General features: G+C 39.9%; 11 protein-coding genes. All 11 read left to right on the top strand.

The genetic code is table 11. The annotated features are described in order from the left end of the window. Positions 1-64: 64 nt before the first annotated feature. The 11 genes from J2T13_RS09045 (at position 65) to J2T13_RS08995 (ending at position 12,976) form a co-directional block, all read left to right on the top strand. Positions 65-2,134: a serine hydrolase domain-containing protein gene (locus J2T13_RS09045; RefSeq protein WP_429370430.1), complete on the top strand. Its 2,070-nt coding sequence runs from the start codon at positions 65-67 to the stop codon at positions 2,132-2,134. 240 nt (positions 2,135-2,374) lie between these two features. Continuing rightward, positions 2,375-2,821 (top strand): hypothetical protein, encoded by a 447-nt coding sequence (locus tag J2T13_RS09040; protein ID WP_429370428.1) that lies wholly within the window; start codon positions 2,375-2,377, stop codon positions 2,819-2,821. A gap of 1 nt (position 2,822) precedes the next feature. Continuing rightward, the gene (locus tag J2T13_RS09035; RefSeq protein ID WP_429370426.1) at positions 2,823-3,050 is read left to right on the top strand and encodes a helix-turn-helix transcriptional regulator; all 228 of its coding nucleotides are present in this window, start codon (positions 2,823-2,825) and stop codon (positions 3,048-3,050) included. Continuing rightward, complete coding sequence (locus tag J2T13_RS09030; protein WP_429370513.1) at positions 3,047-4,015, top strand: NAD(P)-dependent alcohol dehydrogenase; 969 nt, start codon at positions 3,047-3,049, stop codon at positions 4,013-4,015. Before J2T13_RS09035 ends, J2T13_RS09030 begins: the two co-directional genes overlap by 4 nt. 229 nt (positions 4,016-4,244) lie before the next feature. Beyond that, positions 4,245-5,249 (top strand): ROK family protein, encoded by a 1,005-nt coding sequence (locus J2T13_RS09025; protein WP_429370424.1) that lies wholly within the window; start codon positions 4,245-4,247, stop codon positions 5,247-5,249. A gap of 87 nt (positions 5,250-5,336) precedes the next feature. Next, positions 5,337-6,533: an MFS transporter gene (locus J2T13_RS09020; protein WP_429370422.1), complete on the top strand. Its 1,197-nt coding sequence runs from the start codon at positions 5,337-5,339 to the stop codon at positions 6,531-6,533. 235 nt (positions 6,534-6,768) lie between these two features. Further along, positions 6,769-8,541 carry a phosphatase PAP2 family protein gene (locus J2T13_RS09015; protein WP_429370420.1) on the top strand — a complete coding sequence of 591 codons (1,773 nt, stop codon included), beginning with the start codon at positions 6,769-6,771 and terminating at the stop codon, positions 8,539-8,541. A 568-nt stretch (positions 8,542-9,109) separates the two neighbouring features. Then, on the top strand, positions 9,110-9,931 hold the full coding sequence (locus J2T13_RS09010; RefSeq protein WP_429370418.1) for a diaminopimelate epimerase: 822 nt from the start codon (positions 9,110-9,112) through the stop codon (positions 9,929-9,931). Between the two features lie 35 nt (positions 9,932-9,966). Then, positions 9,967-10,761, top strand: coding sequence for a nicotianamine synthase family protein (locus J2T13_RS09005; protein ID WP_429370416.1), 795 nt, complete (start codon positions 9,967-9,969; stop codon positions 10,759-10,761). 48 nt (positions 10,762-10,809) lie between these two features. Continuing rightward, positions 10,810-12,102: an opine metallophore biosynthesis dehydrogenase gene (locus tag J2T13_RS09000; RefSeq protein WP_429370511.1), complete on the top strand. Its 1,293-nt coding sequence runs from the start codon at positions 10,810-10,812 to the stop codon at positions 12,100-12,102. Position 12,103: 1 nt separating this feature from the next. After that, on the top strand, positions 12,104-12,976 hold the full coding sequence (locus tag J2T13_RS08995; protein ID WP_429370414.1) for a DMT family transporter: 873 nt from the start codon (positions 12,104-12,106) through the stop codon (positions 12,974-12,976). Positions 12,977-12,994: the final 18 nt, after the last annotated feature.

Here is a 12,994-nt window from a genome sequence, read left to right as displayed (position 1 = left end):
AAATGAACCATTTCATCCGGTTAACCGTAATATACCAAAGTTTGATAATTAAAGGAGGAACTTTATGAAGAAAAGGTTGGCATGGTTTCTGGCAGCTGTTATTGCACTGACACCACTAGTCCCTACAGATGCAATAGCGTCTAGCCGCGATGTTGCAGTTCCTAATCTAGAACTAGAGAAGATCGCTTCTCAGAAAGCGGCGCTACTTACCGAAAATTACGGCACGAACAGCGTCCAGTATGCATTAATCGATAACGGCAAGATTAAAGTGTCGGGACAGACGGGCTTAAACGATAAGGAAGAAAAGATCCCTCTGACCAAGGACACGATGTATGGTATCGGATCGACGAGCAAAATGTTTACGACCGCTGCTGTCATGAAATTGGTAGATGAGGGGAAGATCGACTTGGATAACTCCTTAGTGCAGTACATAACTGATTTCAAGATGAACGATGAACGTTATAAGCAAATCACCCCACGTATGCTATTGAACCATTCTTCTGGTCTTCAAGGGTCGAGCCTGGGTAATGCTTTTCTGTTTAATGATGATGACACGTATGCACACGATACGCTACTGAAGCAGCTGTCTATTCAGAATTTAAAAGCTGACCCGGGGGCATTCTCTGTTTATTGTAATGATGGATTCACGTTGGCTGAGATTCTTGTAGAAAAAGTAAGTGGTATGGCATTCACCGCATTCATTCATCAATATTTTACTGAACCGTTAGAAATGAACCATACGAAGACATCGCAGGACGTATTAGAGTCAAGTAAGCTAGCGGGTCTTTATCTTCCGACTTATCCAGAACAGCTTCCGAATGAAACTGTCAACGTGATTGGAACGGGCGGAATCTATTCTACCGCTGAGGATCTAGTTCTATTCTCGCAAATATTTACAGGACAGGAGAAAGGTATCCTCTCAGACAAGGCGGTACGGGCCATGGAACAAGAGGAATACAAAAAGGGAGTGTGGCCTAAAGATGCAGATAATTCAGTTGACTTCGGGCTTGGTTGGGACAGTGTAAGGTTATTTCCTTTTAACGATTATGAAATAATGGGCCTCAGCAAGGGCGGGGATACGATTATGTATCATGCTTCCCTCGTAGTGCTTCCAGAACAGAACATGGCTGCTGCGGTACTGTCGTCGGGCGGTAGTAGTTCGACGAACGAGCTGCTTGCGAACGAGCTGCTTCTTCAGGCGCTGAAAGAGAAGGGTACGATTAAAGACATCAAACCGGAAAAATCATTCGGCAAGCCTGTAAAGGCTGACATGCCGAAAGACATCATAAAGTACGCAGGCTATTATGGTACTACCAATCAACAAATTAAAGTTACTATAAAGAATGGAGAGCTATCATTATCGGTGCCGAGTGTCCCCGAGTATCCAGAGCAGAAATATGTATATACGTCGGATGGGTCTTTTGTTAACCCAGAAGGCAGCTCGAAGATCAGTATTGTAACTGAAAAAAATGGACGCATTTACCTGTGGAATAGAGAATATGCAACCATTCCGGGGTTGGGACAATTGGCAATATCTCAGTACTTAGCCGAGAAGCTGGAATCTCAGATACTATCTCAAGAGACGGAAGATATATGGGCAAAGAGAGAAGGGAAAACGTATTATCCTGTGAGTGAAAAGTTCAGTTCTCTTATTTACATGATGAATCCGACCCTCAAAATTTCCCGTAACAATGATCTAAAGGGTTATCTAGGGGATAAGATAATTACGGGTCCGAATACTGCTGAAAGCCAGCATCAAATCCCTACCATGGGAAGCCGAGATACGGCTGAATACCTTTTTTACATGAAGGATGGTATCGAGTACCTTGAGTCGGCTGGAAGCGTGTTTGTCAGTGAGGAGAAAGTAAATCCACTCTATAAAGGTAAGTATTCTACGGTTAATGTTCAAACGGATGGCCACGCGAGATGGTATAGTGTACCTGAATCGGTTGTAGGCAAGAAGATGACAGTTGCGATGCCAGAGCAGGGCGCTTTTGCGGTATATGACGAAAAAGGAGCTTGCATGAACTACACCATAATCAGCGGCAATAATGAAGTTGTTCTACCTGAGAACGGAACGATAGTATTTGCTGGCATGGCTGGCTCTTCGTTCAGCATTTTGCTCGAGAAGTAGTTTCATTAGCCAGATTTGATTGCAGTAAAGGCTATTTTTATAAGGAACATCTGTTAACTTTGGCTTGCTCAAAGTTAATGGGTGTTCTTTTTTTCAATCTTTAATGTTTGATTTACATAACCATGGGATGTTTATTTTGAGAATACAGTGTAATAACCAATTGACATTATGTATGATATATATTACATTATGTACACAACATATTACTTTGGTAAATATTAGGATGAAGGAGGAAAAATTATGTCCTATCAAGAAAAAAAGAATATCGTATCCTTAATGGGTACCTTACTGGTTTTTGTATGCTATTGTTTGTACGTATTTGAACGGTACCCCGAAGCAACCCTAGATTCGACAGATACCTTCAGATTTTGGGCGTCAGTCATTTTAATCTTAATCCCAGTGTCGATTGTAGCCAAAATCATCATTACTATTATTTTCAACATTATCTATAGAATATCTACGAATGAAAAGGAACCTTCATTTGCTGATGAACTAGATAAGATCATTGAATTGAAAGCCACAAGGAATTCTCATTATGTGTTTATCATTGGCTTTCTTCTAGCCATGGGATCGCTCGTCATGAATATGCCACCCTATATGATGTTCATCATCCTGATTTTCTCAGGGCTATTGTCAGAGGTAATTGGCGTTATCACACAGATTTATCTTTATCGGATCGGAGTCTAAGATGGGTAAACTTCATATCAGTAATAACATTCGTAAATTAAGATTTCACAATAATGAAATGACGCAACAACAATTAGCTGAAAAAGCGAGCGTGACACGACAAACTATCGTAGCCCTAGAACAAGGGAAGTACTCTCCTTCACTGGAACTGGCTTTTCGTATTGCTCTTGTCTTCAACACACCGTTGGAAGAAATATTCTTTATCGAGAATAAGGGGGAATTGATATAAAAGCGATCGTATGTGAGAAATATGGAACGCCCGAAGTTCTTCAGCTTAAAGAAGTAGAAAAACCTACGCCCAAGAACAATGAAGTACGGATAAAAGTACATGCGGCAGTTGTAACACCCTCGGACTGTTCCTTTCGCAAAGCAGACCCGTTTATGGTCAGATTTGTTTATGGTTTCAGAAAACCCAAATATCCGATATTAGGGGTTGAGCTAGCTGGGGAAATTGAGTCAGTAGGTAAAGATGTAACGTTATTTAAGAAAGGTGATCAGGTTTTCGGTATAAGTCCGAATAGCTTTGGTACGCATGCCCAGTACATGTGTTTGCCCGAAGATAAGCCGCTGATTATCAAACCGACCAATGCGACCTATGAAGAATCCGTCGGCGTCTGTGATGGGGCATTAACTGCATTGATTTTCCTTAGAGATACGGCAAATATACAGCACGGACAGAAAGTATTGATCTATGGTGCTTCTGGAGCCGTAGGTGCTTATGCTGTACAACTTGCAAGGTACTTTGGAGCAGCAGTGACCGGAGTATGCAGTAATAGGAATTTAGAATTAGTGAAATCTCTGGGTGCCGATAACGTCATTGATTATACTCAAGAGGACTTTACCCAAGGTGGTCAGACCTATGACGTTATTTTCGACGCGGTAGGCAAGCGTTCATTTTCACAATGCAAAGGCTCACTAAAACAAAAAGGAATCTATCTCTCAACCGTCCCTACACTGGGAACTCTGCTTCAAATGTTATGGACTGCCAAGTTCAGCAGCAAAAAAGCAATATTTACAGCCTCAGGCTTAAAGCAGAGTAAAGAAAATCTAGTCTTCCTCAAAGAGCTATTTGAAGCGGGAAAGATACAATCGGTCATCGATAGACGCTATCGGTTAGAACAGACAGCCGAGGCTCACAGGTATGTTGAACAAGGACACAAAAAAGGAAATGTGGTTATAACGGTACATCAGTAAGGTGAGATGCTAGAACCAGACAAACATGAAGGAAGCATGGTTGAATGCAATGTAGAATGCAATGTAGAATTCTGTTCAAGCGAGAATCAATAGTCAAAGTCGCAAGGGCTGTCACGTGGCAGCTCTTTTTTATGTCATCCAACATCTTGACAGAGAGAAATAATTGTCAGATACTTAGTAAATGATCTTTGTAAAGTCAGTTTATTATGGTTGTATAGGGGAGTTGTGCATGGAAAACGCGAACGCAAATTTAATGAAAGAAATAAACTTGAACAATGTACGCCGAATGATGAAACAGATCGGTGTTGCAACAAAGCCCCAACTAGCTTCAATGACAGGACTGAGTGTGGTAACCATCAACTCACTTGTAAAAGAATTGCTTGATTATGGAGAGATGTTTGAAGATAAAGCCATTTCTTCTAGTGGGGGAAGACCCGCTTTAGCGTACCGTTTCAACTATGACTTCAATCTTGCATTGGTGATACATATGCATGAAAAGCAAGGAACAGATGTCATTTTTACAACAGTAGTTAATTTACATGATGACATTATAATGAAGGAAGAACATGCCATCCCCATTCTTGATAGTACACAATTGTATGAAATGATCGATCAGATTCTTTCCCTTTATTCCTCCATTAAAGTTATTGGACTAGGAATTCCGGGACAATCTGTGAATGGAGAAATTACGGTTAGCAGTCATGAAAAGCTTCTGGGAGTCCGATTGATTGATGAAGTACAGAGTAGATTTGGCATTCCTGTTATATTGGAGAATGATGTAAACGCCGCAATTAGCGGATACTGTTCTCGAGCACAGTCGAGCGAAAGCCAATGTGTATTAGGCGTGTATTTCCCTGATAAATATCCACCTGGCATGGGGATTCATTTAGAGGGGAATGTTGTAAGAGGAAAATACGGGCTTGCTGGTGAAATCAAATTTCTCCCGATGGATATTGATTGGAACGGTTCTTTTGAAACGGAGGAATTTATAGCGATTCTTAGCAGCATTATTCAGACTCTAAATGCAGTTCTTGCCCCAGATCAAATCGTAGTTTATCAAAAAATGATAGACGAAGATACCTGGATTCCACTTTGGGAATTGTATAAATCCAAACATATGATGCCTTATTATCCTGAAATCATTTTATTGAATACGTTTTATGGGGATTTTGAAGAAGGCATGAGATGGCTAACCTTAAAGGAACTAGAACCCTCAATTTTACATTACAAGTGATGGATCGGAATAATGAAGTCCTTGATTAAGCAATACATCCTTGAAGAGATAAACAAATGAGTTTTTAACTTAGGAAGGAACATTAATATGGCAACGTGGTTTATTATTATCATTTATCTTTCTTTTATCAGCTTGGGAATTCCAGACTCCTTGCTAGGGGCCGCTTGGCCAGTCATGCATCCTGAAATTGGGGCATCCTTTGAATCGGCAGGACTTGTAACCATGATCGTTTCAGCGGGAACCATCCTATCAAGCCTATTCAGCGGGACCATTATTGAGAAATTTGGAACAGGGAAGGTTACTTTAATCAGCTGTTTCTTGACGGCAGGGGCGTTGCTGGGTTTTTCTGCCTCACCTTCGTTGCTTTGGCTAATGATTTTGGCTGTTCCTCTCGGTCTTGGGGCTGGGGCTGTCGATTCAGGGCTCAATAATTATGTGGCTACGCATTATAAGGCTCATCATATGAGTTGGTTGCATTGTTTCTGGGGTGTAGGAGCAACTATGGGGCCAATGATTATGTCTTATTCTATTGCGACTCAGAATTCTTGGAGAGAAGGTTACTTACAAGTTGCGATGATCCAATTTGGTCTTGTTATCATATTGTTTGTTACGCTTCCGTTATGGAAACGTGTTGCTGCACAACAACAATCTACAATCATTCCAGTAGAAACTGGATCACACCCTAACGAGTTAAGAGAAGGCAATGAACTAAAACAGACACATCCGATTCGGATTAGAGGGGTAAAGTTTTCGCTTATTGCGTTCTTATTTTATTGCGGTGTTGAATCAACCGTAGGTTTATGGGGTGCCAGTTATCTGGTAGGTGCAAGAAATGTCTCTGCGCAAACAGCAGCTGGTTGGATTTCCTTGTACTATGGTGGAATTACAGTAGGGAGGCTTATAGCCGGATTTGTGACTCTGAAAATAAACAATCGTGTTTTAATTCTGCTTGGCCAACTTACCGCACTTGTAGGCGGACTTATTCTGTTTATACCGTTGCCTGACGCGTTCACACTCATGGGTTTCATCCTTATTGGCTTAGGGCTGGCTCCTATTTTTCCTGGTTTGCTTCATGAAACGCCTACCCGGTTCGGCAAAGAAAATTCTGCTAAACTGATGGGATATCAAATGGCGGTTGCTTATACGGGCTCTACATTACTCCCTCCTATATTTGGTCTCATCGCTTCGCGTACAAGTATTTCCTTGTTCCCAGTGGCTGTTCTAGCTTTTATCATCTTCATGCTGTTCAGTTCAGAGAGATTAAACCAAATAATAAAACAATAAGTGCGTTAATCTAACTTGATTACTGGGTTGAGGCAAAACAACATTTCTCAACTTATGGGTAAATATGAATTTAGCGTTGGTTTTTATGAAAAGGAAATTGTAAACAGGTGTTGAGCTAACACATTCAGTATTGATGATAAATTAACAAAATCATACTCTCTAGTTAATAAACCACGGATATAATATTGTAGGTCGGGTGAAAAAACAAGCATACTAGAGAGGAATTGATTAGAGAATGAAGTCGTTAAAGAAACAAGTAACCGTGGCTGTGTTATCTGTACCCATACTTTTGAGCTCTTTAGGAGTCGGTTACGCAAGTGAGGCAACAATTCCCACAACAGTTACTCTCCCTTCGGAACCATCTGAGGGGTATTTTGTAGATAATTACAAAAATAATAAATCGGATAATAAAACAGTAGATTCAAATCCAACAATCGGGTTACTTTCTGGGTTTAATAAATTGTGGGCACCGGGTACGACATGGGACACGGGTACCAAGCTGAACGATAGCGTGCTGGATCTCAACATTATAAAAGTATTTAACATGGCATATCGCCGCACTGCTGTTGAATCCGATGCAGCATATTTGGATGACCGCAGAAAGCAGAGCTACAGTGTGATCTCCGGCCTGGGTTCGCTGACTGATACATATCGAGCTAAAGCAGAAGCGACCACTACGATCAACGATGTTGTAGTAGATGCCACGACTCAAAAATATAGTGACGAAGGCAACAACGCAGGAAGTACAGATTCCAGTTTGGGCAACATGGTGGGTTTGGTCAATACTTTACGTGGTGAATTTTCAACGACGAATCCGGCTAAGTCGTATTTTAATTATCCTCGTCCGTTTCGTTGGGTCAACAACTCTCTCGTAATTCCAACCCTCATTCCGGTGCGAAATTCTGATCCGAGTAGTGACGGCGGCTTTCCTAGTGGTCATACCAATGCTGCATATCTCAGTGCTTTTGCTCTGGCTTATGCCGTACCAGAACGATATCAGGAACTGTTAACACGTGCGTCTGAGCTTGGTAACAATCGTATCGTTGCCGGTATGCATTCACCCCTTGATGTCATAGGAGGACGTGTCATGGCAACTGCTATGGCTGCTGCTATCCTGTCCGATCCTGACAATATCAGTTTGAAGCAGTCCGCTTATCAGGATGCTCACAGTGAACTGTTAACGCAAAGCGGTACATCATCAGATCTATACAGCGATTACGTCACGAACAAAATAAGTTATTCCGAACGATTAACCTATGGCTTCAGTCAGATGGATTCAACGACTTCTCCAATAATTGTTCCAAAAGGAGCGGAAGTACTGCTTGAAACACGTCTGCCTTACCTTGACAACACTCAACGCCGCTGGGTGTTAGCTACGACAGGTCTCCCTTCAGGTTATCCCGTACTTGATGATGCTGAGGGATGTGGACGCCTTAATCTCTTTGCCGCCGCAGACGGTTATGGCGCTTTTGCCAATAACATAACAGTGACCATGGATTCCCAACAAGGTGGATTCAATGCTTTGGATAGCTGGCGCAACAACATTTCTGGTGTCGGAAAGCTGACCAAAAAAGGAACAGGTACGTTGAAGCTTGCTGGGAATAACACGTATTCTGGTGGTACTCAGATTGAGCAAGGCACACTTCAAGGTGATTCGAAGACGGCTTTTGGGACCGCGAGTGTGACGAACAACGGGGGAACTCTCTTGGAGAATGTTGACGGACAACTGATTATTGGAGGAGATTACAAGCAAACTGCCAAGGGCGCACTAGAGCTTAACATTGGTAGTAAAAAAGATCTGCTCAAAATCAAGAATGTGGCAACACTCAACGGAAAATTACGCCTAAATTTCACGGACAAATATGTACCGGTTAATGGCGAGACGATTATGACGTTTGATAAACGGAGTGGAGCATTTTCTTCCATCGAAACAGTAGGTTTGCCAAGTAAATACAAAGTAAAATTGATCTACAAATCCAACAGCGTTCAGTTAGAGGTAACCAAATAACAATGCTTATGTAAGTAAGCGTCAAGCTTCCCGCTGTGATTCATGTCATCCGCCTAAAAATGCAGGTAGAAATGTACAGCGGCACTAACATTGGATCAGTTTAATGTCACGTTAAGATGACACTAGACTGATCCTTTTTGTTTTCTAGCGATGATATTGGAGCTGGAAGAAGATCATCAATGTACGTACGAAGCAGTGAATGATGACGAATTATCGGCAATTGTTTGTAGTTCAAAAGCCGGTGAAGTTTGTGATTCAATAATGGAAGCAGTATTTAACAGGACTAACATAGTGAGAAAAATAAATATTGACAACAACAACGCTAATCGTTATTATTACTATTAATATTCCGCTTAATAGTAATAATTACTATTAAGCGCGTCCGTCTTATGCATATAGAATAAAAGCAAGACTTATGAATGGGTACTTGATTTTTACTAATATTTACATCTTCGCTTCGAAAGGAGTATAGGTAACATTGAACATTTTAGGGTCATAAAATTGTTGTAATCCATTTTTTTTGTTTTCAAATTATAGTCCATTCCGAAATGGAGGCGCGAAACGTGCTATGGAAGTCAAATTTATTAAAACAAATCCAACTCAGAACATGACCATTCTTGTAGAAAGTCAACACAACAGAGAAATGTACCAACGAGTGGCTTCCCGTATTATGGCCTATGATAACGTTTACGCTGAGCAGGTAGGGTTTATTGAATCATCGGAAAGGGATATGGCATGGGCTCGGCTACAAATGATGGCTGGAGAGTTTTGTGGTAATGCAACCATGTCTTTAGCCGCAGTAATGGCTTGGAAAGAGAACTTACAACCTGGAAATCATTTAGAAATACCTCTGGAAGTTTCTGGATCAAATCATTTGCTGGTGTGTCAGGTAAAAGCGAGAAAAAACGGATATCTTTGTAAGTTAGACATGCCACTTCCCTTATCTATAGATAAAAAAACGATAAACTGCAAAGGAGTGAACATTCAGACTACTATTCTCAGATATTCAGGAATTGTTCATGCAATAGTCGATGTTCCCTGTATTGATCCCTATGCAAGAGAGATGGCGCAGATCATGGTGAAATCTCCTGAGTTATTACAAAACGAAGCTGCGTTGGGAATTATGCTGTATCGAAATCAAAGTAATGAGATGGCACCCTTGGTTTATATTCCCGCTACAGAAACTATGATTTGGGAACGGGGTTGTGGTTCGGGTGTTGCTGCATTAGGTACATACATGGCCATAGAAACCCAAAGAGACGTTCATTTGGAGATTAAACAGCCGGGAGGTACTGTAGAAGTTTGGGCGCAATATCAAAAAGGGGTTATTAACCATTTGGCAATTCAAGGGCATGTTGATATATCTGCTGTAGGAACGGCTTTTGTATAGCCGGGGGAAAATAACGTTAGGGAGAGTGGAATATAATGACTGATCAAGATATGTTAATTCAACAATTGAACACTTTTCTATCCGAATTTAGGCAACTCAATATTTTGAATAACAAAAATGTAAATAACTATAGCGAAATGGAAAAGACAATAGGTCATTTCACATCTTTTATATTGAGTAAAAAGAATGTGAAGATTTGGGAGGGAATTGAGCGCCAAAAGGATGATAATCTGGCAAAGCAAGTAGCAGAAATTAGGAAACAGTCCGCACTTTGCGTATGGAATATGGAAAAATACAGGGCGTTAGAATTTCAAGACAACAGGCAAGATATAGCTGATTATTTCAGTAATATAGAAGCATGTATTGAAATGGAATTTGACAATTTTGAGATTACATCTAATTCTAAAGTGCTATTGATTGGATCTGGAGCATTTCCAATGACGCCTCTATTCATTGCCAAGAAAACGGGAGCGAAAGTGGTTGGTATAGATATTGATCCAGAAGCGATCAATCTTTCAAGAATTATTGTGAATTTACTGAATAAGAACTCCAACATCACGATAGAAAATTGTACAGTCGATCAATTGGAATTTACTCAAAAGGCTACACATATTGTTTTTTCCTCCACTATAAAGGAGAAGTTCGATATTCTCAAGCAGCTGCATGCATTGACAAATAAAGATGTTGTTGTAGCTATGCGATATGGGAACGGTCTAAAATCTTTGTTTAATTATCCCTTACAAAATGTAGAAAGTTCGCTTTGGAATGTAGTGAAAAGTACAGCACACCCAGAAAATGTATTTGATACTGTTTTATACAAAAAGGGTTAGATATATGATGTATTTTTTGTGGAAAAGGAGGATGTAAACTTGGGTGTTATGAAACGAGTACTCATATTGGGAACGGGTTCAGCAGCGATACAAATTGCGGTAAATCTAAAAACCAAGTTAGATTGCAGTGTTGGGATAGCAGGAAGGATTTCGGCACGATCAAAAATTTTTTTTAGTGAATTGAACGAGAATAACAATAGAGTCTGTGTCCATATTCAAAATAATGAGCACATTTCAATGTCTGGTGAATGCTTTATAGATCATGCATTTGCAGGGTATGAAACGATTAGCGAGGAATGGGATACGATTATAGTATCGGTTACGAATAACGCATATATCAGCGTGATAAAGCAATTAGATTTAGAGTTTATGAAGCGTGTACAATGTGTTGTCTTGGTGTCTCCAATCATGGGTTCCAATCATCTGGTCTCTCATTTTTTGAAGCAATCTGGCTGTTCTGCTGAAGTAGTTAGTTTCTCAACATATTATGCTGCAACAAAAGGAAGGGACTCTGCCACTGAAGTATTGACTAAAGCTGTAAAAAAGAAAATATATATTGGATCTACGGACAAGAACTCTGAAGCATGTAGTCAATTATCGAATGTGCTTAATCAGTTGGGGATCGCTGTTGTACTAACAAAAAGTCCCTATGAAGCGGAGAGCAGAAATATTTCAATCTATGTGCATAGTCCGATTTTTATGAATGAGTGTGCCCTGGATAATATATTCGGAGAAGATAACAATCCCAAATATGCATACAAGTTTTATCCGGAAGGCCCGATTACTCAATATGTCATGCATGACATATTGGAGCAGTGGAAAGAAATTTCATTAATATTAAATACTTTAGAGGTAGAACGTTTTAACCTGCTCGAATTTATGAATGATGACAATTATCCAGTAAGCCCTCAAAGTTTATCGCGAGATGATATTGAAAACTTCACCTCGTTTGATGCTATCAAGCAGGAATATTTATTATACATACGGTATGCATCTTTATTGATCGATCCATTCTCAACTCCAGATGCAAATGGTAAATATTTTGACTTTTCGGCAGTCCCCATCCAGAAGGTATATCAAGACCCAGAGGGGTATTGGTGCATACCCAGAGTCCCGAATGAAGATTATTACAGATTGAAAATATTACAAGGTACAGCACGTAACTTAACTTTGCTGACCCCTACTATAGACAAATTGATCAAAAATTATGAACGTAAATTGGAACAATTTGCGCAAACCAATCAAGAGTACCTGTTGTCTGATGATTTCATTCCCAAGTGTTGGGACGAAGAGGTTTCATTAATTTGTAATGAAATTAGAAGTGCGAGGCAATTAAATTAACATGAATATTATTAAAAATAATTTAGCCATACGGGGTATTCTGTATGCCATTACATCGAGCTTAATATTCAGTATTATGAACGTGTTTGTAAAAGCTACAGCGGCCTCTATTCCTTCCAATGAAATTGTTTTTTTTAGAAGTGTTATTGGAACTATCATGATACTGTACCTTATGAAAAAAGATAAAGTGTCATTTTCAAAAGTAGGCATACCCATGCTTGCCTTGCGGGGATGTTGTGGAGCGCTATACATGATTTTTTATTTTTACACCATTGCCAATTTACCATTGTTGGATGCCATCGTCCTGATTAATACTTCACTTATCTTTACCATTCTGCTCTCGCGTTTATTCTTAAAAGAACAGATTTCACCTAAAGTCTATTTCATTATGCCGATTGTTATTGTTGGAGCCATGTTTACAATAAGACCTTTCGGATATTCTACCTATTCTCTTGTAGCGTTGTTAGGAATTTTGGCTGCTGTTTTTTCTGCTGCAGCCGGTATATGTATAAGATATTTGGGCCAGAAACATCACACATACGAGATTATCTTCTATTTTATGGTGACTGCAACAATGGTCTCTATTCCTCTGATGTGGAACGAATTTGTTCTGCCGAATTCTAAAGAATGGTTTTATCTAATCTGTATCGGTGTTATTTCTTTAACGGCACAAGTTTTTTTGACAAAGGCCTTTACCCATGAAAATGCGATTGTGGTAGAAATCGTGCGTTATATCGGCATTGTGTTTAATGCGTTGTGGGGATTTATTTTCTGGATGGAAATACCCAATATACTCTCGGTCATTGGAACAATTTTAATTGTAGGTGGATGTTTTGGTATCACTAAAATAAAGAAGGAAATGACCAAATCTTAGAAAATAATCATACTATGG

This window comes from Paenibacillus sp. DS2015 (assembly GCF_050433705.1).
GTDB lineage: Bacteria > Bacillota > Bacilli > Paenibacillales > Paenibacillaceae > Paenibacillus_AQ.
Note: the sequence above shows the minus strand (reverse complement) of the source record. Positions and strands in the feature narration are given on the sequence as shown.

What these genes read in the sequence shown, in the direction of transcription:
- J2T13_RS09020 (WP_429370422.1), top strand. Translation starts at nt 5,337, where the DNA reads ATGGCAACGTGGTTTATTATTATCATTTATCTTTCTTTTATCAGCTTG.
- J2T13_RS09025 (WP_429370424.1), top strand. Translation starts at nt 4,245, where the DNA reads ATGGAAAACGCGAACGCAAATTTAATGAAAGAAATAAACTTGAACAAT.
- J2T13_RS09045 (WP_429370430.1), top strand. Translation starts at nt 65, where the DNA reads ATGAAGAAAAGGTTGGCATGGTTTCTGGCAGCTGTTATTGCACTGACA.
- J2T13_RS09015 (WP_429370420.1), top strand. Translation starts at nt 6,769, where the DNA reads ATGAAGTCGTTAAAGAAACAAGTAACCGTGGCTGTGTTATCTGTACCC.
- J2T13_RS09035 (WP_429370426.1), top strand. Translation starts at nt 2,823, where the DNA reads ATGGGTAAACTTCATATCAGTAATAACATTCGTAAATTAAGATTTCAC.
- J2T13_RS09040 (WP_429370428.1), top strand. Translation starts at nt 2,375, where the DNA reads ATGTCCTATCAAGAAAAAAAGAATATCGTATCCTTAATGGGTACCTTA.
- J2T13_RS09005 (WP_429370416.1), top strand. Translation starts at nt 9,967, where the DNA reads ATGACTGATCAAGATATGTTAATTCAACAATTGAACACTTTTCTATCC.
- J2T13_RS09000 (WP_429370511.1), top strand. Translation starts at nt 10,810, where the DNA reads ATGAAACGAGTACTCATATTGGGAACGGGTTCAGCAGCGATACAAATT.
- J2T13_RS09010 (WP_429370418.1), top strand. Translation starts at nt 9,110, where the DNA reads ATGGAAGTCAAATTTATTAAAACAAATCCAACTCAGAACATGACCATT.
- J2T13_RS08995 (WP_429370414.1), top strand. Translation starts at nt 12,104, where the DNA reads ATGAATATTATTAAAAATAATTTAGCCATACGGGGTATTCTGTATGCC.